This window comes from uncultured Oceanisphaera sp. (assembly GCF_947495715.1).
GTDB classification, from domain to species: domain Bacteria; phylum Pseudomonadota; class Gammaproteobacteria; order Enterobacterales; family Aeromonadaceae; genus Oceanimonas; species Oceanimonas sediminis.
This window is the reverse complement of the sequence record NZ_CANLZU010000002.1, coordinates 14,942-38,450: the sequence shown is the minus strand read 5'-3', so window position 1 is coordinate 38,450 and position 23,509 is coordinate 14,942. Positions and strand designations below refer to the sequence as shown.

Genomic DNA, 23,509 nt, shown 5'->3' with positions numbered 1-23,509 from the left:
TAAGCTGTAAGTGGCGGGGCCTGTAGGCCCCGTTTTAACGGGGCAACGGAGCTGTATGTTATACGGTTTACCCGGATCCCAATTCCCTAATAAGTAATCACGCATAACTTATGTGGATACTGGGGCTAGCTTTTCTTTCTCGTCACCCTCGCGAAGGCGGGGGTCCAGTGTCTTTGCAGGAGAAGCGCAGGCTGACAAATCTGCGCCACAGGCCCTGGATTCCCGCCTTCGCGGGAATGACGACAGAACCACACCTGTTATGAAGCATTACTTACCCAATCCCGATTCTCCAGTCCCTAATCCCAGCTCTTTAACGGGACGGTACGGGCAACCAGAGCGGCGTATGGCCGGTTCGGGCGGTAAAGCTCAGCAAATCGGCCTGGCTCAGCAGCAGGGTGGCGGTGTTGCGCAGCGGGTGGCAGTGAAAGTCGTCGCCGTGTTCCAGCTCCTTGTCCAGCCACAATTCCACCTGCTGTGCACGATCGTTGACCAGCGCCAGCACCGACACATGGCCGGGTTGTACACCCAGATAACGCTGCAACCGCTCGGCGGAAGCAAAGCCAAGCCGGGACCAGCCGATGTCGCGCGACAGGGCTTTCAAATCCACCTGCTTGTCGGCTCGGGTCAGCAACAGCGCATGGCGGCGGCCGTAGTTGTCACGCAGAAACAGGTTCTTGAGTCGGGTGCCGGGACGGCTGATCAGCAGCCGGTCGGCGTCTTGGCAGGTATAGAGCGGCGGGTGTTCAATCAGCGGCGGCGTTATGCCCCAGTGGGTCAACTGCTGCATCAGGGTGTCGCTGTGCATCATGTCTTGTGGTGCTGTCATGGGCAATATCAGGCAATTAAGAAAGTGCGGTCAGCATATCGCCCACCGCCTTCCTTTTCCACTCCGGGGCTTCATCGGCGCCTCGTCGGTGGTGAAGCCCCGCCGGAAAGCGGGGCCTGCGGCTTAACGGGCCGGATTGACCGCCAGTACGTCGGCGCGGATCACCGACTGCTCGGCAATCAGGTCGGTGACCACGGCGCGGCTGGCCTTGTAGTGCGGGGTCAGCTTGTGATCGGCCAGGGCCGCTTCGTCCTGATAGATTTCGTACAGCCAGAACAGCTCGGGATCGGCCTTGTCCTGCAGCACGTCAAAGGTATGGCAACCGGGTTCGTCACGTACCGAGGCGGCGGCGTTGGGCAGCATGGCGGCCAGAAAGGCGTCGGTGGTGCCGGGCTTGAGCTTGGTTTTGACAATAATCGAATACATTGTAAACTCCATTTGTTTATCTAAAATCAACAAATAGTACACAATATTTTTAGCCAAGAGACAAGGAGCCCCGCCATGGAAAGACCCAGTCGTTTGAACGGCATGCGCCATATCGCCTTCACCATGCCCAACCTGGAAGAATGTGAGCGTTTTTATACCGAGATCATGGGCATGGAGCTGCTGCGCCGGGCGCACAAGGATCTGGTGTACCTCACCTGCGGCAACGACAACCTGTCTCTGGGCCGCTCGGACCTGCCGGCCAGCGGCGTGCAGAGCATGGATCACTTCGGTTTTATCGTCGACAGCAAGGAAGAGCTGGAACAGTGGTTTCTGTACCTGAAGAGCAAGGGTGTGACCATGCTGGACCGGCCCCACGATCACGGCGACGGCGCACGCAGCTTTCACATTACCGACCCCGCCGGCAACGTGATTCAGCCGATTTACCACCCGGAGATCTCCGGCCAGCGCTTTACCAACCCATAAGCGCCCGGATTTATCCCTTCGCCGTGGTTTTCCCTGCCACGGCTTTCCGTTATGGTAAGGACATCGTGCTACGGCACTCCGACTTTATAGCAGCGAGCTCCATGTCCTTAGATACCAATACATTAAACACCGATGAGTTGAGAAGTCGCCGCCTGGCGGCGCTGATCACCCCGCACCAGCTGAATACCCAATTCCCGCTGACCGACACCATGGCCGAGACGGTGCTGACCGCCCGCGCCGAGATTGAAGCCATTCTGGCCGGTACCAGCCACAAGCTGCTGGTCATCGTGGGCCCCTGCTCCATTCACGACCCGACCGCCGCCCTCGCCTATGCCGAGCGACTGGCGCCCTTGCGCGCCCGATACGCGGACAAGCTGTGCATCCTGATGCGCACCTATTTCGAAAAGCCGCGCACCATCGTCGGCTGGAAGGGGTTGATCAACGATCCGCACCTGGACGGCAGCTTTGACGTCAACACCGGTTTGCAGCTGGCCCGCAAGCTGTTGTGCGACATCAATGCCCTGGGCCTGCCCACCGCCACCGAGTTTCTGGATATGGTGACCGGGCAGTATATTGCCGACTTGATCAGCTGGGGCGCCATTGGCGCGCGTACCACCGAATCTCAGGTGCACCGGGAAATGGCCTCGGCGCTGTCGTGTCCGGTCGGGTTCAAGAACGGCACCGACGGCAACATTCAGATTGCGCTGGATGCGGTGCGCGCCGCCAGCCACCCGCACATTTTCTGCTCGCCGGACAAAGACGGCCAGATGACCATCTACCAGACCAGCGGCAATCCCTTCGGTCATTTGATCCTGCGCGGCGGCAAGGCCCCCAACTACGATGCCGACAGCGTGGCCGAGGCAGCCGACGGACTGGAACAAGTAGGTCTGTCACCCCGGCTGGTGGTGGATCTCAGTCATGGCAACAGCCTCAAACAGCACCAGCGCCAGCTGCTGGTGGCCGAAGACATCTGCAACCAGCTGAACAACGGCAGCCGCCATATTGCCGGGGTGATGGCCGAAAGCTTTATCGAGTCGGGCCGTCAGGAGGTAGTGGACGGCAAGGCGCAAGTATTCGGCCAGAGCATCACCGATGCCTGCCTGGGCTGGAGCGATACCGAGCAGTTGCTGGAAACCCTGTATCAGGCGGTGAGGGAATAGGGATTAGGGAATAGGGAATAGGGATTAGGGATTAGGGATTAGGGAATAGGGAATAGGGAATAGGGAATAGGGAATAGGGAATAGGGAATAGGGAATAGGGATTAGATTGAGCCAAAACGCGCCGGTGCAAACCTGCAGCGTAGGGTCGAATTTATTCGACCGAATTAACAATGCGTTAACACCCCACCCCGCCTCCCCCTGGCGATAACCCACCGTCATACCTGTGTTTCCGCAGCCAAGGGGGAGGAGCAGTTCGGCGCCGAACTGTAGCCACAGCGCTGGTTTGCTCCCTCCCCTAAGCTTCAGAGTGATCAGAATAACGGCGGGGTGCAACGCAAGGGGAGGGTTGGGGAGGGGTTGCTGTAGGTCCTTTGCTTTAATCTCTGCTTTTACTCCTCCGGCAGCATAATCCGGTAGCCGTCCTGCTCCAGCACCCGCACCTTGACCTCAAACACCTCGGCGATAAGCGCCGGGGTGATCACTTCGGGTGTGCCTCGCGCCGCCAGCTGGCCCCGGTGCAGACACCAGATCTCGTCCGCATACTGGCAGGCCAGGTTGATGTCGTGAATGGAGGCCACCACCGCCAGCCCCCGCTGCGTATAACCGCGCAACAAACGCAGGGTGGCAAGCTGATGATGCCAGTCCAGCCCGGCCAGGGGTTCGTCCAGCAGTAACAAACGCGCGTCGGGGTTGATGGCAGGATCCACCTGCAACAGGGTGCCGGCAATCAGTAATCGTTGCTGTTCGCCACCGGACAGGGTGTTGATCTGGCGATTGTAAAGCGGCTCCAGCCCCAGCGGCCCCGCCAGCTCGGCCATCACCCGGCATGCCGCCTCGCTCACCCCGCCCAGCGGCTCGGCCGCCAGTGCCAGCAATTCATAACCGCGCAGACCATGGGGCATGACCGCCTGCTGGGCCAGCATGGCCCTGTGCCGGGCCAACTCATGCAGGCTGAAACCGGACAGGTCCTTGCCCGCCAGCCGAACCCGGCCCTTGCCGTCGCTGTCACTCAGGCCCGCCGCCCCCGTCAGCAAACTGGACTTGCCGCTGCCGTTGGGGCCGATCAGCAACGTCAACCGACCCGCTGCACATTCGCCGCTGACGGGACCGACCCGCCGGGCCTGGATAAAATTCTCGAACTCAAGCATGACGACGCACCAGTAACCAGATGAACACCGGCGCGCCCAGGGTGGCGGTAACGGCGCCGATGGGCAACTCGCCCACCGTCAGCGCGGTGCGCGCCGCCACATCGGCCAGGGTCAGCACCAGGCCCCCGGCCAGCATGGAGGCGGGCAGCAAAAAGCGCTGCTTGCCGCCCGCCAGCAGCCGCAGCAGATGCGGTACCACCAGCCCGACAAAGCCGATGGGGCCAGCCATGGCCACGCTGAAGGCGGTAAGCAAACACACCGCCAGCACCAGCCGGGGTTGCAGCCAGCGCACATTCAACCCCAGCAGTCGCGCCTGATGTTCGCCCAGCGCCAGCAAGTCGAGCCGCCGGCCCTGACGCACCAGCCAGGCCAGGGCAAGCAGCGCAGGCAGCCACCACCACAACGACAGCGGCTGACCGTGGCCCAGGCTGCCCATCATCCAGAACAGAAAGCTGCGCAGCGAGGCATCGTCGGCCAGATACAACAGCCAGGTCAGCACCGCGTTGGCCAGAATGCCCACCGCCACTCCGAACAGCAACAGCGCACCAGGACCCAGACGGCGCCGCGACAGCGCCAGCAACAGCAGGGTGACCAGCAGGGCACCAACAAAGGCGGCCAGCGACAAGCTCCAGTAAGGCAGGTTCAAGCCCAGATGCACCGACAGCGACAGGGTCAATACCGCCGCCAGGCTGGCCCCGCTGGAAATACCAATCAGCCCCGGCTCGGCCAGCGGATTATGCAGCAATACCTGCAGCACGGCCCCGCACAGCGCCAGGCTGGCGCCCACCAGCACCGCCAGCAGGGTTCGCGGCAGCCGCAACTGCCAGAACACCTGCTGCTCCAACTTGGAAACCGGCTGCCATAGCGCCTCTATGCCCACCCCCACCGCACCCAGCTGCAGGCTGAGCAACATGGCCGCCACCAGCGCCAGGCCCAGCCCCAGCAGCCAGTATTGATACTTGCGCTGTTGTTGCCTAAAAAGCCTTGCCAGCATCACAGGGGTACCCAGGCAAACCAGGCCGGATATTGTTGCCACAGCAGGCGTACCGACATCACCAATGACACCGTCACCAGCATGGGTTTGATGATACGGGTACCCCGGGTCACCACCATGTTGGAGCCCAGCCGGGCGCCGACAAACTGCCCCAGCGCCATCGACAAACCCGCCACCCAGACCACCTGACCGCCGAGAATAAAGAACAGCAGCGAGGCGATGTTGGAGGTGAAATTGAGCAACTTGGTATGGGCCGTGGCCTTGGCCATGCTGAAGCCGGCCAGAGCAATAAACCCCAGCGCGAAGAAGGAGCCGGTACCGGGGCCGAAGAAGCCGTCATAAAAACCCACCCCGGTGCCGATCAGCAGCGCGAAGGGAATGATACCCAGCCGACGTTGGCGATCTTCATCCCCTACCCGGGGCGAAAACAGAAAATACAATGCGAAGGCCGCCAGCAGAAACGGCAGCACCTTTTGCAGCAAAGAGGCGTCGATACGCTGCACCAGCAGGGTACCGATCATGCTGCCGATAAAGGTACAGGCCACCGCCCATTTCATGGTGCGCCAGTCGATAAGCCCCCGGCGCAGGTAGTAAAAGGTGGCCGAGAACGAGCCGAAGCTGCTTTGCAGTTTGTTGGTGGCCAGCGCCATGGTCGGCGGCATGCCGGTGGCCAGCAGCGCCGGCACCGTAATCAAGCCACCGCCACCGGCAATCGCATCGATAAAGCCCGCCAGCAGCGCCGCCAGCGCCAGCAATCCCAGCGTAAGCAAATCCAGTTCCATGATGATTCCGACATTCAGCATAAAGGCGCATAGACTAGCAGGATGGCAAAAGCAGCAACAGCAAAACGCTCTATCTGGCAGTACCTTAGCCATATAACTGCAGGGGGCGAGCCGCAGGCAATGACTCACTGCCACTTTCTTTGCAACTAAAGGCAGAATAACGCTGTCTGTTGCAGGGCACACGCGGCGGGCAGTGCAAGGGCGTTTAGCCTGGCTGTTGGCTGTGGTAACGTAGCCGAACGACCCATGAGGAGAAATATGATGACGGATTCCGTGCTGAGCCTGCTACCCGGTGACTTTCCCGATGCCGACGACAGCGCCTTGCGCAACACCGGCGTACGCACCCTGGTGCTGGCCGGTGGCTGCTTCTGGTGCACCGAGGCGGTGTATCGACAGCTGGACGGGGTACAGCAGGTGATCTCCGGCTATACCGGCGGCAGCGAAGACACCGCCAACTACAAGGCGGTGTGCAGCGGCACCACCGATCATGCAGAAGCCATCGCCATCGAATACGACAGCGCCCTGATTGGCCCCGGCACCCTGTTGAAGGTGTTTTTCGGCATCGCCCACGATCCCACCCAGCTTAATCGTCAGGGCAACGATTGTGGCCGCCAGTATCGCTCGGCGGTGTTTTATCAGGATGACGCCGAACGCCGGCTGGCCGCCGACTATATTGCCTTGCTGGAGCAGAACGGCGTATTCCGGGCGCCCATCGTCACCACGCTCGAGCCGTTGGCCGTGTTTTATCCGGCAGAGGACTATCATCAGAACTACGCGGCGATCAATCCCAATCAGCCTTATATCGCCGCCGTTGCCCAGCCCAAGGTGGCCAAGGTGCAGCATTTCTTCAAGCATCGGCTGAAAAAGGATCTGTAACCATGGCACAAACTCCCAGCCCCTACGATCTGAGCCCACCCACCGACGAGCAGTTGCAGCAACTGGCCGCGCAACTGAGTGCGGATGAAAAACGGATTTTACTGAGTCAGGGGACGGAAGCCCCTTTCTGCGGCGGTTTGCTCGATAACCATCAGGACGGCTGCTATGTGTGCAAGCTGTGCGCCCTGCCGCTGTTTTCTTCGGCCTGTAAATTCGAATCCGGCTCCGGCTGGCCCAGCTTTTATGCGCCCTATCATCCGGATCATATTCTCGAGTTGGCGGACGTCAGCCACGGCATGCGACGGGTAGAGATTCGTTGTCGTCGCTGCGACGGCCACATGGGCCATGTGTTTCCGGATGGCCCCGCCCCCACCGGCCTGCGCTATTGCCTGAACTCGGCCTCGCTCGACTTCTGTGCCGCCGGCGAGCCCAAGCCGGACCCACTGCGCCGCGGCGAACGGGATTTTTTGTAAATACTCAAGATGACACCCTCGCCAAGGCAAGGGTGCCAGTTCGCGGCGCCTGCAGGCGCCGTTTTTCGTAGGGTCGACTTATTTTTAGGTGTGAGTATTCGACCACATCGTTACATGATGACGCGCCTGGTCCATTGAAATGGACCCTACGAAACCGGCAAGATGGCGCATCGTTTCAGGCCGGGGTTCATAGAACAGCCGGAATCCGCTTCCTTGCCGCCGCCGTTATGGCGATAGATCTGCCAGTGGCCTTTTACCATAAAGTACTTGCAGGCGAAGACAGGCTTGTGGTTGAGCACGCCGATGCGCCATCGACAAGGAATTCGTCTATATCCACGACCCGGATATCGACGAAGCGGCCGGTGAAAGCCCGGTCGACAAGCAGTATCTGCCGATAGAACGCAGCCGCTTCGACCGGCTGGCCCGCTACGGCCAGCAGGGGTTGCGTACCCTGGTGTGGCTGTTCCGGGACTGATAACCGCATCAACGGTCAAAATCTGTCGGTCACGGCTGGTCGCCTGCAAGTCAGTAAAAAATAAAACTGATATAAAACAACACCTTAATTAATTTCACTCCCGACAGGCTCAAACATAACCCATTCGATATCGCTTCCCTTGCTGCAGAACCTTTGTATAGTCAGGCCAAATTATCAACAGTCTGAGAGAGAGTCTGTATGTTGAAAAAACAAATAATCGCCCTTGGTCTGCTGCCACTGATGCTGGCGGCCACTCCGGCCCTGGCCGGTGAAACCCTCAGCACCATTATCGGCGGTGCCGGTGGGGGCGCTGCCGGTGCCTTGCTGGGTAAACAAATGGGCGGTGATACCGGCGCCCTGGTAGGTGCAGCCCTGGGTGGCGCCGCCGGTGGTGCGGCCACCGCCAACAGAGGCAACAAGAACGAAGCCGCTCTCGGCGGCGCCGTGGGTGCCCTGGGTGGCGCCGCGCTGGGCAAGAACCTGGCCGGTGACAGTGGCCAGCTGATTGGTGCCGGCATCGGCGGCGGTGCCGGTTCGGCCCTGGGTGCTCGTTCCGGTGACGGTCACCGCGAAAAGGAAGTGCACCACTACTATCACGACAAAAAACACAAGCATAAGCATAAGCACAAGCATCGCCGTGGTCATGGTCATCGCCACCATGACTGGGACGACTAAACACCAGAACCCGAACAGGCCCGCCATGCAGCGGGCCTGTTCGTTTATAACTCCCGCGGGTGGTATTTCAGTTTAAGAAAAATCAGTCCGGCGCCCATGATGGTGCCCAGCGGAAAAGACGGTAACTGCACCGCCACCAACACCCAGAACGGCCATTGCACCCGCATGCCCTGCGACGATAAATAACCATACCAGGCACGACGACACAGCCACAGCCAGGCCGCCACCAGCAAGGCCATAAACAGCCATAGCAGGGGCCCTTGCAGTGCCTGTTCCGTCGCCTCCCCCTGCTGCATGAACCAGGCGGTCACCAGCAACATCAGGCTGATCAATATCGCCTGCAAACCGATGATTATCTTCGCCAGCCTGTCGGCGCTCTCCATTCGCATCGTCACCTTCCCGTCATATTGTTGTTATCAAACTGCCATTATCGGCCGCTAGCCTAAGCTGCATACAGTGGTTGTAACCTCATGTGAGCAAAGGATAAGTTAAAAATGAGCCAGTTTGAACTGAAGGATGAACAGAACCACCCCCGCACTCAGGTGCCCGAGTTTACCCGAATGGTTGAACAGAGCCTTAGCCGCCGTCGCTTTTTGGGCGGTGCCGCTGCCCTGAGTGCCGTGGCCTTTTTCAGCGCCTCGCCACTTTCCCGCGCCATGGCCGCGGCCACCGGCACCAGCCCGCTGCTGGGCTTTGAGGCCGTGCCCACCAGCACCGCCGACAGCTTTGTGGTGCCACCCGGCTACCAGGCCGAGCGCCTGATCTCCTGGGGCGACCCGCTATTCTCCAACGTGGCCGAGTTCATCAACGGCGGCGGCAACAGCGCCGCCGACCAACTGGGTCAGTTTGGCGACAACAACGACGGCATGAGTTTCTTCCCGCTGAACGACGACACCGCCATTCTGGCCATCAACAACGAATACTGTAACTACGAGCTGATGTTTGCCCATCAGGGCAAGCAGATGACGGCCGAGGATGTGAAAAAAGCCCAGGCCGCCCAGGGGGTGTCGGTGCTGACCCTGAACAAGAGCGCCGACGGCTGGCGTTTTGCCAAAGACGGCAAATACAACCGCCGCATCCACGCCAACACCCCCATGGCCATCGGCGGCCCGGCCAGGGGCAATGCCCTGTTGCAGACCAGCGCCGATCCCAAAGGCGAACAGGCGCTGGGCACCTTCAACAACTGCGCCAACGGCATGACCCCCTGGGGCACCTATCTCACCTGTGAAGAAAACGTCAACGGCTACTTCGGCAGCAAGGGTCAGGCCGAGATCACCCCGGCCCAGGCCCGCTACGGCATAGGTCTAGAGGACGCCGGCTGGCAGTGGCATGCCTTTGATGAGCGCTTCGATCTGGCCAAGCACCCCAACGAGTGCAATCGTTTCGGCTGGGTAGTGGAAATAGACCCGAAAGACCCCTCCTCTACCCCGATCAAGCGCACCGCACTCGGCCGCTTCAAACACGAAAACGCCGAGCTGGTGATCGATAAAGACGGCCATGTGGTGGTGTATCTGGGCGACGACGAGCGCGGCGAGCACCTGTATCGCTTTGTCAGTGAAGGCAAATACAACCCGAACGACATGGCGGCCAACCGCGACCTGCTGGATCAGGGCACCTTGTACGTGGCCCGCTTTGACGCCGCCGACGGCGAGCTCAAGGGTAAGGGGGAATGGCTGGAACTGACCTTCGGCAAAAACGGCCTGACGCCGGAAAACGGCTTCAACAGCCAGGCCGAGGTGTTGATCCACGCTCGTCTGGCCGCCACTCAGGTCGGCGCCACCACCATGGACAGACCCGAGTGGGTAGCCGCCCACCCCACCGAGCCGGTGGTGTTCTGTACCCTGACCAACAACAAGAACCGCGGCGTAAAAGACAATCAGCCGGTGGGCGGCCCCAACCCGCGCGCCGAAAACCATTACGGCCAGATCCTGCGCTGGCAGCCGGCCAATGGCCGCCACACCGCCGCCGCATTCGACTGGGATCTGTTCCTGCTGGCCGGCAACCCGACCGTGCACCGGAACAATCTCTATGCCGGCTCGGCCAATATCAATAAAGACAACATGTTCAACAGCCCGGACGGCATCGGCTTCGACCAGGCCGGTCGATTGTGGATACAGACCGACGGCAAATACTCCAACGAAGGCGACTTTGCCAGCATGGGTAACAACCAGATGCTGTGCGCCGACCCGGCCAGCGGTGAAGTGCGCCGCTTTCTCACCGGCCCCATTGCCTGCGAGATCACAGGCCTCGCCTTCAGCCCGGATCAGAAAACCCTGTTTGTGGGCGTGCAGCACCCGGGCGAAGATCTGGCCGGCTCCCACTTCCCGCTGGGTGGCGACAGCACGCCCCGCTCCAGCGTCATGATGATCACCCGCGAAGACGGCGGCATTATCGGCGCCTGATTAACGTCAGGGATTTGGGAATAGGGACTCGGGACTCGGGACTCGGGACTCGGGACTCGGGACTCGGGACTCGGACATTGTAAGCCGGGGGCTCCCCGGCCTACAAAACACCGTCACTCCGGCGAAGGCCGGAGTCCATTCCACAAACATAATCACACTAACAGGCACCACTCAGCGTCTGCAATCAGCATCCCTTACAACTTACCCATAAACACCGTAAAGCCCCGTCATTCATGGCGGGGATATAAAGTGTGAACGGCGTAGCCGTTCCGTGGTTAATGGGGCGTTTGTTGTTGCTCTATGTACTGGCGGATGATCTCTATCGGAGCTCCACCGCAGCTTGACACAAAGTAGGATGGCGACCACAAGGCCCCCTTGTAGTAGAACTTGGCTGCTATATCTGGCCGCTCTTTTCTCAATACCCGACTGGATGCCCCTTTCAAGCTGTTCACCAGCGCCGATACCGCCACTTTTGGCGGGTAATTCACCAGCAGGTGAACATGGTCAATCTCCCCATCCATCTCTTTCAGTTCAGCCTCAAAGTCAGCGCAGATCTTGGTGAACAGTGCTCTGAGGCGGTCGATGGCGGCCTTATCGAATACTCTCCTGCGATATTTGGCCACAAAGACCAAATGAACGTGCATGGAGAAAACACAGTGGCTGCCTGTTCTGATGTCGTTGAGTTTTTTCATGGACCAAACTATATTGTGACCATGCAACGACTTCAAGCCTTCAAATACGCACTTCGGCCAGATGGCCAGCAACAGCGGCAAATGCGCCGTTTCGCTGGCTCATGCCGCTTCGTGTTCAACAAGGCACTGGCGTTGCAGCAGGAGCGCCGCGAGCAGGGCGAGAAGAAGCTCGGCTATGCGGCACTGTGCAAGCAACTGACCCAATGGAAGCGGGACGGTTCAACCGCCTGGCTGGCCGATACCCCCTCTCAGGCATTGCAGCAAACGCTTAAAGATCTGGAGCGGGCATACACCCACTTCTTCGCCAAACGAGCCGATTTCCCACGCTTCAAAAAGAAGGGGCGCGGCGATAGCTTCCGCTATCCACAAGGTTACAAACTCGACCAGGGCAATCGTCGCCTCTTCCTGCCCAAGTTGGGCTGGGTGCGCTACCGCCACAGCCGGGACGTGCTCGGGGTGATCAAGAACGTCACCGTGAGCCAGTCAAACGGCAAGTGGTATGCCGCTATCCAGACCGAGCGGGAGGTCGCCGTGCCGATCCACCATGGCGGCGCGATCGGGATTGATATGGGTATTGCCCGCTTCGCCACCTTGTCAGATGGCGGCTTCTACGCCGCACTCAACAGCTTCAAGCGGCACGAAACCGCCTTGCGAAAAGCGCAGCAGGCGATGAGCCGAAAAACCAAATTCAGCCGTAACTGGAAGAAGGCGAAAGCCCGGGTCCAGCGCCTCCATGCCCGTGTCGGCCACGCCCGCCGCGACTACCTGCACCAAATCACGACCGCCATCAGCAAAAACCACGCGATGGTGTGTATCGAGGACTTGCAGGTACGAAACATGTCCAGGTCAGCGGCAGGGACGGCAGCGGCGCCGGGGCGCAACGTGCGGGCCAAGTCGGGTCTGAACAAGGCCATTCTCGACCAGGGCTGGTTCGAGTTCCGCCGCCAGCTCGACTACAAGCTGGCCTGGCAAGGCGGGCACCTGATAGCCGTGCCGCCGAAGAACACCAGCCGAACCTGCCCCTGTTGTGGGCATATCTCGGCGGATAACCGTCAGAGCCAGGCGCTGTTTGTCTGTGTGGCCTGTGAATTTGAGGAAAACGCCGATGTGGTCGGTGCCATTAATGTATTAAGGGCGGGACACGCCCGGTTAGCCTGTGAAGTGAGCGATGCATTAATGTCGCCAGCAGCAGGAACCCACCGAAGTGAGTTAAGCGCAAGCGTTTAACCGCAGTAGGAATGCTCGGCCTTTAGGCCGAGGAGGATTTCAAGACTTGTCTCGCCGACACCAACCGTTTCAACCTGACCGAATATCCGGTGAATGTTCGCAGCCATTGCCAAGTGAAGATGGCCTTCGCCCATGACGTGTTGGCGGAGCGGCCCCTTTGTTCGACGTTGACACCGAAACGTACATGATCATGGTTTAGGTGGGATTGGTATTACTCCTGCTTTCCCTGCTTTTCTTCCCGAAATGCGGCCAGCCGCTCGCCTATCAGCGCCTGGGTGGCTTCGGCGTTATCCCTGATGCCGCCATCAAACACCTTGAGCCCGTCCAGTACCTTGACCGCCTCGCCGTAGCCCTTGTCGATGGCCTCGGTGATCTTGGTCAGAAACTGCTCCAGCTGCTCTTGTTCCGCCATGTCCGGGTTCTGGGTTTTAAAGGTCTCGAAGTGGCCGAGGGCGCTGTTAACGATACGATCTGCCGTGTTCTCCGGCGACCAGAAATCCTCTTTCTGCGCCACTACCTTCTCTTGCCTCACCGCCTGCTCCGTGCCGAGCTCGGCATTGAGCTTGTCCAGCACCTCGCCGTAGAAAATACGCATCGCCTTGTCGTCACCCTGCCCGCCAGCCTCGAACATCGCCTTGACCAGGCTTTGATTGGCGCGGGCTTTCAGTTCATCCCGGGCCACCGCAAACTCGGCCGGTTGCGCTTGCTGCCCGGTTTTTTCACCGCTTTTCATCGGCTCGGCATCGCGCGGGCCCGAACCGGTGACGCGCGTATTCGACATGGGGGAAACAGCCATCAGCAGACTCCTGTTGTGATTCGCTATTCGGGTTATCGGCAGCCAGGCCAGGTACTTAACCGCAGCGGGACTTTGCTGTTACTCTGTAGGCAGAGGCATTGATCAGCTAACGAGAAGGAAACATCATGCAATATCGCACACTCGGCCATACCGACATCGAGGTAAGCCTGATTGGTCTGGGCACCATGACCTGGGGCGAGCAGAATACCGAAGCCGAGGCCCACGCCCAGCTGGACATGGCGGTGGATCACGGCATCAACCTGATCGACACCGCCGAGATGTATCCCATTCCGCCCAGAGAGCACACCCGGGGCGACACCGAAACCATGATTGGTAACTGGCTCAAGGCCCGTGGCAAACGCGACGAGCTGATCCTGGCCACCAAGGCGGTGGGGCCTTCCCGCAATCCGGTGCGCCCGTCCTACTTTCGTAACGGCAAGGCCTGCCTGGACAGAGCCAACCTGATTGAAGCGGTCAACGACAGCCTGCGCCGACTGCAAACCGACTACATAGATCTTTATCAACTGCACTGGCCGGACCGCAGCGCCAACTACTTTGGCAAGCTGGGCATGGACAAACTGGAGCAGGAAGAAACCGTGCCGATAGAGGAAACCCTGCGCGCGCTGGAAGAGCTGGTAACAAGCGGCAAGATCCGCCAGATTGGCGTATCCAACGAAACCCCCTGGGGCCTGCACCAGTATCTGAAACTGGCCGAGCAGGCCGGACTGCCGCGCATCGTCGGCATCCAGAACCCCTACAACCTGCTCAACCGCAGCTATGAAGTGGGCCTGGCCGAATTCAGCCTGCGCGAACAGGTGGGCCTGCTGGCGTATTCCCCGCTGGCCTTTGGCATGCTTACCGGCAAATATGAAAACAACGCCCGCCCCACCGGCGCCCGCCTGACCCTGTACGACCGCTTTCAGCGCTACCTCAACCCCCGCGCCCAGCAGGCAAGCGCGGCCTATGTTGAGCTGGCCCGAGAGCACAACCTCAGCCCGGCACAACTGGCCCAGGCTTTTGTGAACAGCCGCCCCTTCGTGACCAGCAACCTGATTGGCGCCACCAACCTGACCCAGCTGAAAGAGAACATCGACAGCGTGAACATTACCCTGAGCACAGAGCTGCTGGAGGCGATAGAAGAACTGCATTTGCAGATGCCGAACCCGGCGGTGTGACTTGATAATTAATCCCCGTGCGTACGGGGAACGGTATTCCCATCAAGTAGGCTTCCTGTGCCACACCGGTTTATCCCCGCGCCTGCAGGGAACGGGGCCGCATTGCCCGCAACCGCCGCATTGATGGCGGTTTATCCCCGCGCCTGCGGGGAACGGCCTCGTTCGGCCGGCCCGAAAGAAACCGATGACGGTTTATCCCCGCGCCTGCGGGGAACGGCAGTCCCGATCCAGTAGCAAGCAGGTAGAGACCGGTTTATCCCCGCGCCTGCGGGGAACGGGTAAATCCGGTGTCGTCGATATCGGTGATGAGCGGTTTATCCCCGCGCCTGCGGGGAACGGCCATTCGCCACGCCGATGAAGAGCGCCACCTGCGGTTTATCCCCGCGCCTGCGGGGAACGGGCCAGGGTTGCAGCTTGCGTGATTCGTGCTTGGCGGTTTATCCCCGCGCCTGCGGGGAACGGAAAACCCGGTGCTCACCAATGGCCCGCAGCAGCGGTTTATCCCCGCGCCTGCGGGGAACGGCTTTCCGTCAGTGTATCAGTGGCCTCTGCGACCGGTTTATCCCCGCGCCTGCGGGGAACGGTTTGGCGGCGGCGGCCACCGCAACGCTGCAGGCGGTTTATCCCCGCGCCTGCGGGGAACGGCGGGGCTCTACCGTGCAGCCGTCAAACAGCCACGGTTTATCCCCGCGCCTGCGGGGAACGGGGCGGCAAGGGCCTGACCAGTTTTCAGGGACGCGGTTTATCCCCGCGCCTGCGGGGAACGGGCCACGGCATCGGCAAGGGTATTACGAATTGCCGGTTTATCCCCGCGCCTGCGGGGAACGGGCGATAAACTCTCTCGTGAATGTGGTGAGAGGCGGTTTATCCCCGCGCCTGCGGGGAACGGCCGCACCTGTGGGGCGACATACCGGCCCGGCCCGGTTTATCCCCGCGCCTGCGGGGAACGGGCTGGGATTCCAGTTGCTGCTTGCTCTTGCTCAGGTTTATCCCCGCGCCTGCGGGGAACGGACATTCAAAGCACTCGGCAATTTCGCCGCTGACGGTTTATCCCCGCGCCTGCGGGGAACGGTCGTACCTATCGCACAACGCACGAGGGCCGGGCGGTTTATCCCCGCGCCTGCGGGGAACGGATGTACAACAATAACAATGCCGTAATTGTTGCCGGTTTATCCCCGCGCCTGCGGGGAACGGGCTTTCCCGCTCGACGGTAAAGCCGCTTAAAACGGTTTATCCCCGCGCCTGCGGGGAACGGTCGACGCCATGGCTCGCGACCGCTCAGGTAAGCGGTTTATCCCCGCGCCTGCGGGGAACGGTCCAGGCTGTTTAACCAGGTAATGATTCGGCCCGGTTTATCCCCGCGCCTGCGGGGAACGGCATTTTGGCCACGGTAAAGGCGTTGGCGTGCTCGGTTTATCCCCGCGCCTGCGGGGAACGGGTATTACCGATCGCGGTGTAGTCGAAACCCTGCGGTTTATCCCCGCGCCTGCGGGGAACGGGGCGTAGCAGTGCCGCCCTTGGTGGGCCGGGGCGGTTTATCCCCGCGCCTGCGGGGAACGGCCGCTTGTTCTGTCACTGGCGGCGACCTCTTGCGGTTTATCCCCGCGCCTGCGGGGAACGGTTAGTAGGATTAGACGCACTGGTCAAATAGAGCGGTTTATCCCCGCGCCTGCGGGGAACGGGCGCAGGCCTTTTTTGTATTTACGAATGGTGTCGGTTTATCCCCGCGCCTGCGGGGAACGGCGACCATACAAATGCTACTGTTGCCGAATTGCCGGTTTATCCCCGCGCCTGCGGGGAACGGTCTTTGCTACTGCTTCCCCAAACCGCAATGTTACGGTTTATCCCCGCGCCTGCGGGGAACGGTTTTATATTTATAAATGGAGGTATCTGAATCACGGTTTATCCCCGCGCCTGCGGGGAACGGTTCAATGTCTAATTGCATCCATGATTATCTGTCGGTTTATCCCCGCGCCTGCGGGGAACGGGCCGGTCGGCATGTATAACATGCTGGAATCGTCGGTTTATCCCCGCGCCTGCGGGGAACGGTCGGGATAAGGGTATATCGGGCGGTGGTAATGCGGTTTATCCCCGCGCCTGCGGGGAACGGTTATATCTGGAAAGTTGCGATCAACATCCAGACGGTTTATCCCCGCGCCTGCGGGGAACGGGATAACGTCAAATCACCTGCACACCCTAGCCCCCGGTTTATCCCCGCGCCTGCGGGGAACGGTGCTTCTGATTTTTGGGATGAGCATGATGATGCGGTTTATCCCCGCGCCTGCGGGGAACGGGGCCGACCAGCTGATTCCAGGCCATGCTGCCCCCGGTTTATCCCCGCGCCTGCGGGGAACGGGTACGATTGCTGCCGAAGATCCCGCTACTACCCGGTTTATCCCCGCGCCTGCGGGGAACGGACGTTGCGCACCTGATCCAGCCCCAACCCCACCGGTTTATCCCCGCGCCTGCGGGGAACGGCAGTCACTGGGCGCACCGGTCAGGGCAAGGGGCGGTTTATCCCCGCGCCTGCGGGGAACGGTCACTCGTAGTCAATCCACTCGCCAGATTCTACGGTTTATCCCCGCGCCTGCGGGGAACGGATTGGTATGATGATTTTAATTCGAATACATATCGGTTTATCCCCGCGCCTGCGGGGAACGGCCTTCACCGCTTGTTCGAAGCTTGACCACGTGCGGTTTATCCCCGCGCCTGCGGGGAACGGTGTGGCACCCTGTTGTCAGGCATAAAAAAAGGCGGTTTATCCCCGCGCCTGCGGGGAACGGTCGAACGCCGCTTGCGCCTTGCTTTTGCCAGCCGGTTTATCCCCGCGCCTGCGGGGAACGGGTCATCAATATCATGGAGCAATGAAGCGCGAAGCGGTTTATCCCCGCGCCTGCGGGGAACGGGGCTCTGATCCCCCCTCGCCCTGCTAAACCGTCGGTTTATCCCCGCGCCTGCGGGGAACGGACCCCGGCCACCGGCTCGTTTTCCACTAGCGGCGGTTTATCCCCGCGCCTGCGGGGAACGGTGAGGAGGCAACTCTAAAGCTAGAGGGGTATGCGGTTTATCCCCGCGCCTGCGGGGAACGGAGTATGGGGCCTACCCAGGCATACCGCGCCCACGGTTTATCCCCGCGCCTGCGGGGAACGGTTTGGATTTTTGATTATTATTCATGACGTTACCGGTTTATCCCCGCGCCTGCGGGGAACGGGTATCAGAGCCGCCTAAACGCACTCACAAGCGCGGTTTATCCCCGCGCCTGCGGGGAACGGCCCAGCCTGCAACATCAGGTTAATCAACCGCTCGGTTTATCCCCGCGCCTGCGGGGAACGGTTCTTCGCCGGACTCGTTTTTCATCTTCCACACGGTTTATCCCCGCGCCTGCGGGGAACGGCGTTGTTGTTTTTGTGAATCATTTAAACCATGCGGTTTATCCCCGCGCCTGCGGGGAACGGGTATGCCCAGCGGAACACGCGAGAAAAGAACGCGGTTTATCCCCGCGCCTGCGGGGAACGGTCCAGTACCCGGTAGAGGGCACCCTGGTCGAGCGGTTTATCCCCGCGCCTGCGGGGAACGGCGCAGCGCGGCCCAGAATCAGGACCGCAAGGGCGGTTTATCCCCGCGCCTGCGGGGAACGGCACAGGCCACCAAAACCGTCCATGATCACCGGCGGTTTATCCCCGCGCCTGCGGGGAACGGTCCTTCGATCGCTCGTTTGCATACCTCGACCGCGGTTTATCCCCGCGCCTGCGGGGAACGGTTCACGGTGTGCGGTGACGCTCCCTGTGAGCTGCGGTTTATCCCCGCGCCTGCGGGGAACGGCTCGGATTTTCGGCATCAGCTTCAAGAATCAGCGGTTTATCCCCGCGCCTGCGGGGAACGGATGAGTGCGGACAGCCGGGTGGTAAGCCCATGCGGTTTATCCCCGCGCCTGCGGGGAACGGAAGGGTTTTCTCGGGCAAGTCCAGACATTCAGACGGTTTATCCCCGCGCCTGCGGGGAACGGTGTCATCTAGTCGGTAAAGAAATGGAGTTCCGCGGTTTATCCCCGCGCCTGCGGGGAACGGTAATACAGCCGCTCACCAGCGTGTAGCTGATCCGGTTTATCCCCGCGCCTGCGGAGAACGGGCTTTTGTTGCACTGAGGGCAGTCACGGTAGACGGTTTATCCCCGCGCCTGCGGGGAACGGTCGCTTGCCCTTGTCACGGTCGCCGCCGCATCCGGTTTATCCCCGCGCCTGCGGGGAACGGCACATGTGATTGCCTGCCTTCTTGCGTGGATCCGGTTTATCCCCGCGCCTGCGGGGAACGGCTTTGGAGCAGGCCAAGGCGGGGATCGACTCGCGGTTTATCCCCGCGCCTGCGGGGAACGGAGGTATCGAACCTACTGAGCATGTAACACCATCGGTTTATCCCCGCGCCTGCGGGGAACGGTTGGCCTCAAGCACCATCGAGGCGATACCGCCCGGTTTATCCCCGCGCCTGCGGGGAACGGGGCCCCGCCAACAAATCCCACCGAATACCGGGCGGTTTATCCCCGCGCCTGCGGGGAACGGTCGATCCCCCTGCAAATCGACTACTCCGGTTCCGGTTTATCCCCGCGCCTGCGGGGAACGGGCGGCCAGGTGGATTGCCGAAATGAGTGGCACCGGTTTATCCCCGCGCCTGCGGGGAACGGCACAAATGGGGCATTTCTCCGCTGTTGCCCACCGGTTTATCCCCGCGCCTGCGGGGAACGGGTTAGCATGACTATTGATGATCTCGTTTATGTCGGTTTATCCCCGCGCCTGCGGGGAACGGTCGTGACGTGAATCACTCGGCCGGGTCACTGCCGGTTTATCCCCGCGCCTGCGGGGAACGGTTTACTTCGAATGTGGCGATCGTTGGGAAAATGCGGTTTATCCCCGCGCCTGCGGGGAACGGGCGGCCCTGTCGGGCGTGTTCGCCGTGGGTGCCGGTTTATCCCCGCGCCTGCGGGGAACGGCACTCATAATCAATACACTCGCCTGACTCAACCGGTTTATCCCCGCGCCTGCGGGGAACGGCACCGGTTTGGCATGGCTTCGCCATTGTCTAACGGTTTATCCCCGCGCCTGCGGGGAACGGTGGGCAATGGCACCCAGGTAGGAGGTGGCGTACGGTTTATCCCCGCGCCTGCGGGGAACGGGTAGTAGCAGACCACCGGCATGGTGTAGCCGTCGGTTTATCCCCGCGCCTGCGGGGAACGGACCGGCGGGCAGCATAACGTCCAGCTGCCACACGGTTTATCCCCGCGCCTGCGGGGAACGGTTCACTACATCACGACAGCAATTTTACAGCCGCGGTTTATCCCCGCGCCTGCGGGGAACGGCCATCATTCTCTGTTTGAGCGGTTTCAAGTTTCGGTTTATCCCCGCGCCTGCGGGGAACGGTGATATTGAATGGGAACCGCTGGAATATAACCCGGTTTATCCCCGCGCCTGCGGGGAACGGCGGAGATTTACACATGGAAGCAATTGATCTTACGGTTTATCCCCGCGCCTGCGGGGAACGGATTTGAATTCAACCAATGCGGTTTTAGATACACGGTTTATCCCCGCGCCTGCGGGGAACGGCCTATCTCCCGCGCCTGGGCAACGGGGGACAGCGGTTTATCCCCGCGCCTGCGGGGAACGGGCGACGCGCGGCTGGTGGGAAAGCCAAGTACCCGGTTTATCCCCGCGCCTGCGGGGAACGGATCAACTGCGTCAGCATAGAGGGCGATGAAAACGGTTTATCCCCGCGCCTGCGGGGAACGGCCGTCCTCCACGCTCGCGGTGAACACCTTGCCCGGTTTATCCCCGCGCCTGCGGGGAACGGGCTCCCGACCGGCCGCCTTTGCCGCCTGCCGGCGGTTTATCCCCGCGCCTGCGGGGAACGGGCCGGGCGCTGATCAGCTTGTTGGCATCGGTGGGGTTTATCCCCGCGCCTGCGGGGAACGGGTTGCTCGTGCCCAGATGTTAGCTGCAAATGCCGGTTTATCCCCGCGCCTGCGGGGAACGGCCCACATCACCCAGGCCGATATCCAGATCGCGCGGTTTATCCCCGCGCCTGCGGGGAACGGCCAGTGGTGGTGTACGGTAGAGCCTGGTCAGGCGGTTTATCCCCGCGCCTGCGGGGAACGGACGCTCTTCATTATCAAGATAATATGAAAAATCGGTTTATCCCCGCGCCTGCGGGGAACGGGTAGATCCCGGAATCATAGTCATCGCTGATCACGGTTTATCCCCGCGCCTGCGGGGAACGGTTCTGTTGCTTATTATCGTTTTTATAATGATTCGGTTTATCCCCGCGCCTGCGGGGAACGGCGGCTTCTGATGCCAGACGCCAGCGTTACCGGCGGTTTATCCCCGCGCCTGCGGGGAACGGCTTAAGGGCGGCGTTTTTGCCAAAGGCATATCCGGTTTATCCCCGCGCCTGCGGGGAACGGTAGATATAAAATATCAAACGTGATAACCCCAACGGTTTATCCCCGCGCCTGCGGGGAACGGCCTTCAGAGTCGCTGAGGGAACGCACAGGCTACGGTTTATCCCCGCGCCTGCGGGGAACGGATACGTTTGCCGGATGTGATCACCATTGAAAACGGTTTATCCCCGCGCCTGCGGGGAACGGGCCCTTGATATTGGCTTTGGTCACTTCGTCCGCGGTTTATCCCCGCGCCTGCGGGGAACGGGCCGGTCTTTACCGGCTCATCTTCAAAAAACGCGGTTTATCCCCGCGCCTGCGGGGAACGGTCTAAACGTATATTACTGATTTAGATGGCTTTTTCCAGACAAGAAAAAGTCACCAACTATTCCGGGTTGTTAAAGATCCATAACTTATTGATTTTCAAGAGGATAAAAAGACACTAAACGCAGACCATCCAGGTCCACCGGCATACGCCGATTCTGGCCATAGGTCTGGAACTCAAATCCCGACTCTGTATTAGTGGCCCAGGCCATTACTACATTGCCTTGTTCGGCCAGTTCGGTGATCTGCTCCCAAATCATTTCTCTGACCCACCTGGATACATCCCCCACATACACTCCCGCCCTTACTTCAAGCAGCCAGACGGCAAGCCGGCCCCTGAGGCGGAAGGGCACACTTTCAGTCACCACCACCAACATGCTCATTGTCAGCTACTCCTGTGTCCTTCTTCACCCAGCGGCTTTGGCTCGGGAATCGCAATGGGCTGGGCGTCTTTTGGTGGCGGCGGTGGTGCTATCTCCCCGGCGGCCAGCACCTCTTCAATTAACGGAATTAGCTTGCCCAGCGTATTGCTGCTGCGAAAAATATCCCGGCAGGCAATTCGCACTTCTCTGTCGGGCCTGGCGGGAGACTTACTGGCGATTTCGAAGGCTTTGGGGACCACATCGTCAAACTTGATGATATCGGCAATGTCATACACAAAAGACAGGGGCTTTCCTGTATGAATAAAGCCAATCGCCGGTGCATATCCGGCCGCCAAAATAGCGGCTTCGGTGATGCCATACAGGCAGGAAGTGGCAGCACTGATGCACTGATTGACCTTATCGCCTTTAGACCAGTCTTTCGGGTCATAACGGCGACCGTTCCACTTAACGCCGTACTGTTTTGCCAGCATGGCATAAGTAGCCCGCACCCGACTGCCCTCAATGCCCCTGAGCTGATCGACTGAGCGGCGGCTGGGTGCTTCTTCGCCAAAGCGCAACTCAAACATTTTACGCACGACTTTAAGACGTAAATCTTCTTCAAGGGCCAGTTTCGCCTGATACAACAGCTTATCGGAGCGGGCTCCACCTGGCTGCCCGGAGGCATAAAGGCGAACACCGGCCTCGCCAACCCAGACCAGCAAGGTTCCAACCGTGGCCGCCAGCTTGGCGGCCGCATGAGAAACCCGGGTGCCGGGCTCCAGCATAATGCAGGCCACCGAGCCCACGGGTATGTGAGTGCGCACACCACTTTTATCAATCAGCACAAAGGCACCGTCAATCACATCGATCTGACCATATTTCAGAAAGATCATTGAAGCCCTGTTTTTAAGCGGTATGGGCTTGAGGGGAATAAAGGCCATGCATCAGCTCCCTGAAAGTGCCGCGAATCAAATCCTTCGGATTAACATGAGCCCGCAGCCGAAAGCTTTGGAACGACCAATACCTTGGGCAAGGCCTTCCACAAAGACATCCGGGTTATCTACGGTAAGAGTGCCGCTGAGGTTAATCGAGCTGAACATGGCACCGACCCCCTTCCCTTTGATATGGTGCTGCAAATACCCATCGGCCTGCACGGCATCATCCGAGCACTGAATACCGATTTGTTGGCTACGCTGCTGCCACCAGGCCAATAACGCCTGCCCGGAAATGGTTTTTAACGCCAGTTCGAGTGCTGAGCTTCTGCCTAATCTTGCTTCCAGCTCGTCGCAATAGCGACCGCTTTCAATCACTGTATTCCAGCGCCGAATATCTTCATCTGTTGCCATATCCAGCAACCGGTGCGTCAGGTTTTTTTTGGTGCCCTCAGTGGGCAACGCCAGCAACTGTGCTTCTTGATACAGCCATTTCTGCTGAGCATCCATCAAGACATCATGCCGTTTTCCGTTACGGCACACCGTCGGGTTTACCCTGATCTGAAAGCCGAGTTGATCTCCTGACGTGAGCTGGGGTAAAAATGGCCGGCTTTCCACCTGAAACAGCTGCTCGGCATTATCAGGCTGCTCGCGGGAAAGCACATAAAAAACAGGCTCTCCCTGAGGTACCAGGCGACCATCACTCTGCTCGTGACGAAATAAAAAGCTGCGCTCACTTTGCTGAGTGAAAAGACGCCACAGCAACTGGTGATAGCCATACACTCCTTTGTGCATGGACTTAATCAATTCATCTCTGGCCGATGGTGCATCAGCCAGGGTTACACGGGATAGATACAT

20 protein-coding genes and 1 CRISPR repeat array are annotated in these 23,509 nt (G+C 60.1%); of the genes, 9 read left to right on the top strand and 11 right to left on the bottom strand.

Going from position 1 to position 23,509, the window contains the following annotated elements; genetic code table 11:
* Window positions 1-310: 310 nt before the first annotated feature.
* Entirely contained in the window at window positions 311-826 is a 516-nt protein-coding gene (locus Q0753_RS01510; RefSeq protein WP_298716131.1) for a prolyl-tRNA synthetase associated domain-containing protein, read from the bottom strand.
* Window positions 827-949: 123 nt separating this feature from the next.
* A complete protein-coding gene (locus Q0753_RS01505) occupies window positions 950-1,252 on the bottom strand; it encodes a putative quinol monooxygenase (RefSeq protein WP_298716129.1) in 303 nt (100 codons plus the stop codon).
* Window positions 1,253-1,327: 75 nt separating this feature from the next.
* Between Q0753_RS01505 and Q0753_RS01500 the strand changes: the two genes are divergently transcribed.
* Complete coding sequence (locus Q0753_RS01500) at window positions 1,328-1,735, top strand: VOC family protein (RefSeq protein ID WP_298716127.1); 408 nt, start codon at window positions 1,328-1,330, stop codon at window positions 1,733-1,735.
* Between the two features lie 101 nt (window positions 1,736-1,836).
* Window positions 1,837-2,895 (top strand): 3-deoxy-7-phosphoheptulonate synthase, encoded by a 1,059-nt coding sequence (locus Q0753_RS01495; RefSeq protein ID WP_298716125.1) that lies wholly within the window; start codon window positions 1,837-1,839, stop codon window positions 2,893-2,895.
* A gap of 389 nt (window positions 2,896-3,284) precedes the next feature.
* On the opposite strand, the gene Q0753_RS01490 is transcribed toward Q0753_RS01495, so the two are convergent.
* The 3 genes from Q0753_RS01490 to Q0753_RS01480 are packed head-to-tail and all read right to left on the bottom strand — an operon-like array spanning window position 3,285 to window position 5,819.
* The gene (locus tag Q0753_RS01490) at window positions 3,285-4,043 is read right to left on the bottom strand and encodes an ATP-binding cassette domain-containing protein (protein WP_298716123.1); all 759 of its coding nucleotides are present in this window, start codon (window positions 4,041-4,043) and stop codon (window positions 3,285-3,287) included.
* Window positions 4,036-5,037, bottom strand: coding sequence for a vitamin B12 ABC transporter permease BtuC (btuC, locus tag Q0753_RS01485; protein WP_298716121.1), 1,002 nt, complete (start codon window positions 5,035-5,037; stop codon window positions 4,036-4,038). Before btuC ends, Q0753_RS01490 begins: the two co-directional genes overlap by 8 nt.
* Complete coding sequence (locus tag Q0753_RS01480) at window positions 5,037-5,819, bottom strand: TSUP family transporter (RefSeq protein ID WP_298716120.1); 783 nt, start codon at window positions 5,817-5,819, stop codon at window positions 5,037-5,039. Before Q0753_RS01480 ends, btuC begins: the two co-directional genes overlap by 1 nt.
* A gap of 258 nt (window positions 5,820-6,077) precedes the next feature.
* Here Q0753_RS01480 and msrA point away from each other — a divergent pair, with 258 nt between their 5' ends.
* The 4 genes from msrA to Q0753_RS01460 all read left to right on the top strand — a co-directional run bounded on the left by msrA (window position 6,078) and on the right by Q0753_RS01460 (window position 8,318).
* Window positions 6,078-6,695, top strand: a complete 618-nt coding sequence (gene msrA, locus Q0753_RS01475) for a peptide-methionine (S)-S-oxide reductase MsrA (protein ID WP_298716118.1) — start codon at window positions 6,078-6,080, stop codon at window positions 6,693-6,695.
* 2 nt (window positions 6,696-6,697) lie between these two features.
* Window positions 6,698-7,168 (top strand): peptide-methionine (R)-S-oxide reductase MsrB, encoded by a 471-nt coding sequence (gene msrB / locus Q0753_RS01470; protein WP_298716116.1) that lies wholly within the window; start codon window positions 6,698-6,700, stop codon window positions 7,166-7,168.
* A 310-nt stretch (window positions 7,169-7,478) separates the two neighbouring features.
* The gene (locus Q0753_RS01465; protein WP_367179485.1) at window positions 7,479-7,643 is read left to right on the top strand and encodes a peptidase C39 family protein; all 165 of its coding nucleotides are present in this window, start codon (window positions 7,479-7,481) and stop codon (window positions 7,641-7,643) included.
* Between the two features lie 198 nt (window positions 7,644-7,841).
* Window positions 7,842-8,318: a hypothetical protein gene (locus tag Q0753_RS01460; RefSeq protein WP_298716114.1), complete on the top strand. Its 477-nt coding sequence runs from the start codon at window positions 7,842-7,844 to the stop codon at window positions 8,316-8,318.
* A gap of 44 nt (window positions 8,319-8,362) precedes the next feature.
* On the opposite strand, the gene Q0753_RS01455 is transcribed toward Q0753_RS01460, so the two are convergent.
* Window positions 8,363-8,707, bottom strand: a complete 345-nt coding sequence (locus Q0753_RS01455; RefSeq protein ID WP_298716112.1) for a hypothetical protein — start codon at window positions 8,705-8,707, stop codon at window positions 8,363-8,365.
* A gap of 105 nt (window positions 8,708-8,812) precedes the next feature.
* Between Q0753_RS01455 and Q0753_RS01450 the strand changes: the two genes are divergently transcribed.
* Window positions 8,813-10,720 (top strand): PhoX family phosphatase, encoded by a 1,908-nt coding sequence (locus tag Q0753_RS01450; protein WP_298716110.1) that lies wholly within the window; start codon window positions 8,813-8,815, stop codon window positions 10,718-10,720.
* Between the two features lie 275 nt (window positions 10,721-10,995).
* Here the strand turns inward: Q0753_RS01450 and tnpA are convergent, their stop codons facing one another.
* Window positions 10,996-11,412 carry an IS200/IS605 family transposase gene (tnpA, locus tag Q0753_RS01445; protein ID WP_298716108.1) on the bottom strand — a complete coding sequence of 139 codons (417 nt, stop codon included), beginning with the start codon at window positions 11,410-11,412 and terminating at the stop codon, window positions 10,996-10,998.
* Between the two features lie 21 nt (window positions 11,413-11,433).
* Here tnpA and Q0753_RS01440 point away from each other — a divergent pair, with 21 nt between their 5' ends.
* Window positions 11,434-12,639 carry a transposase gene (locus tag Q0753_RS01440; RefSeq protein ID WP_298716598.1) on the top strand — a complete coding sequence of 402 codons (1,206 nt, stop codon included), beginning with the start codon at window positions 11,434-11,436 and terminating at the stop codon, window positions 12,637-12,639.
* Between the two features lie 211 nt (window positions 12,640-12,850).
* Here the strand turns inward: Q0753_RS01440 and Q0753_RS01435 are convergent, their stop codons facing one another.
* Complete coding sequence (locus Q0753_RS01435; RefSeq protein WP_298716106.1) at window positions 12,851-13,435, bottom strand: DUF5610 domain-containing protein; 585 nt, start codon at window positions 13,433-13,435, stop codon at window positions 12,851-12,853.
* A gap of 125 nt (window positions 13,436-13,560) precedes the next feature.
* Here Q0753_RS01435 and Q0753_RS01430 point away from each other — a divergent pair, with 125 nt between their 5' ends.
* Window positions 13,561-14,610 (top strand): NADP(H)-dependent aldo-keto reductase, encoded by a 1,050-nt coding sequence (locus Q0753_RS01430; protein ID WP_298716103.1) that lies wholly within the window; start codon window positions 13,561-13,563, stop codon window positions 14,608-14,610.
* Between the two features lie 5 nt (window positions 14,611-14,615).
* Window positions 14,616-21,362: direct repeats of the CRISPR family, unit length 29 nt; unit sequence CGGTTTATCCCCGCGCCTGCGGGGAACGG.
* Between the two features lie 84 nt (window positions 21,363-21,446).
* Here the strand turns inward: Q0753_RS01430 and cas2e are convergent.
* Genes cas2e through cas6e form a run of 3 tightly spaced genes read right to left on the bottom strand, consistent with a single transcriptional unit; the run spans window position 21,447 to window position 23,509 of the window.
* Window positions 21,447-21,740, bottom strand: a complete 294-nt coding sequence (gene cas2e, locus Q0753_RS01425; protein WP_298716101.1) for a type I-E CRISPR-associated endoribonuclease Cas2e — start codon at window positions 21,738-21,740, stop codon at window positions 21,447-21,449.
* A 2-nt stretch (window positions 21,741-21,742) separates the two neighbouring features.
* Entirely contained in the window at window positions 21,743-22,660 is a 918-nt protein-coding gene (cas1e, locus tag Q0753_RS01420; RefSeq protein ID WP_298716099.1) for a type I-E CRISPR-associated endonuclease Cas1e, read from the bottom strand.
* 27 nt (window positions 22,661-22,687) lie between these two features.
* The gene (gene cas6e, locus Q0753_RS01415; RefSeq protein ID WP_298716097.1) at window positions 22,688-23,509 is read right to left on the bottom strand and encodes a type I-E CRISPR-associated protein Cas6/Cse3/CasE; all 822 of its coding nucleotides are present in this window, start codon (window positions 23,507-23,509) and stop codon (window positions 22,688-22,690) included.

Excerpts from the sequence above, each read along its gene's own strand:
- Q0753_RS01510 (WP_298716131.1), bottom strand. The coding sequence starts at position 826 with ATGACAGCACCACAAGACATGATGCACAGCGACACCCTGATGCAGCAG.
- Q0753_RS01505 (WP_298716129.1), bottom strand. The coding sequence starts at position 1,252 with ATGTATTCGATTATTGTCAAAACCAAGCTCAAGCCCGGCACCACCGAC.
- Q0753_RS01500 (WP_298716127.1), top strand. The coding sequence starts at position 1,328 with ATGGAAAGACCCAGTCGTTTGAACGGCATGCGCCATATCGCCTTCACC.
- Q0753_RS01495 (WP_298716125.1), top strand. The coding sequence starts at position 1,837 with ATGTCCTTAGATACCAATACATTAAACACCGATGAGTTGAGAAGTCGC.
- Q0753_RS01490 (WP_298716123.1), bottom strand. The coding sequence starts at position 4,043 with ATGCTTGAGTTCGAGAATTTTATCCAGGCCCGGCGGGTCGGTCCCGTC.
- btuC (WP_298716121.1), bottom strand. The coding sequence starts at position 5,037 with ATGCTGGCAAGGCTTTTTAGGCAACAACAGCGCAAGTATCAATACTGG.
- Q0753_RS01480 (WP_298716120.1), bottom strand. The coding sequence starts at position 5,819 with ATGGAACTGGATTTGCTTACGCTGGGATTGCTGGCGCTGGCGGCGCTG.
- msrA (WP_298716118.1), top strand. The coding sequence starts at position 6,078 with ATGATGACGGATTCCGTGCTGAGCCTGCTACCCGGTGACTTTCCCGAT.
- msrB (WP_298716116.1), top strand. The coding sequence starts at position 6,698 with ATGGCACAAACTCCCAGCCCCTACGATCTGAGCCCACCCACCGACGAG.
- Q0753_RS01460 (WP_298716114.1), top strand. The coding sequence starts at position 7,842 with ATGTTGAAAAAACAAATAATCGCCCTTGGTCTGCTGCCACTGATGCTG.
- Q0753_RS01455 (WP_298716112.1), bottom strand. The coding sequence starts at position 8,707 with ATGCGAATGGAGAGCGCCGACAGGCTGGCGAAGATAATCATCGGTTTG.
- Q0753_RS01450 (WP_298716110.1), top strand. The coding sequence starts at position 8,813 with ATGAGCCAGTTTGAACTGAAGGATGAACAGAACCACCCCCGCACTCAG.
- tnpA (WP_298716108.1), bottom strand. The coding sequence starts at position 11,412 with ATGAAAAAACTCAACGACATCAGAACAGGCAGCCACTGTGTTTTCTCC.
- Q0753_RS01440 (WP_298716598.1), top strand. The coding sequence starts at position 11,434 with ATGCAACGACTTCAAGCCTTCAAATACGCACTTCGGCCAGATGGCCAG.
- Q0753_RS01435 (WP_298716106.1), bottom strand. The coding sequence starts at position 13,435 with ATGGCTGTTTCCCCCATGTCGAATACGCGCGTCACCGGTTCGGGCCCG.
- Q0753_RS01430 (WP_298716103.1), top strand. The coding sequence starts at position 13,561 with ATGCAATATCGCACACTCGGCCATACCGACATCGAGGTAAGCCTGATT.
- cas2e (WP_298716101.1), bottom strand. The coding sequence starts at position 21,740 with ATGAGCATGTTGGTGGTGGTGACTGAAAGTGTGCCCTTCCGCCTCAGG.
- cas1e (WP_298716099.1), bottom strand. The coding sequence starts at position 22,660 with ATGGCCTTTATTCCCCTCAAGCCCATACCGCTTAAAAACAGGGCTTCA.
- cas6e (WP_298716097.1), bottom strand. The coding sequence starts at position 23,509 with ATGTATCTATCCCGTGTAACCCTGGCTGATGCACCATCGGCCAGAGAT.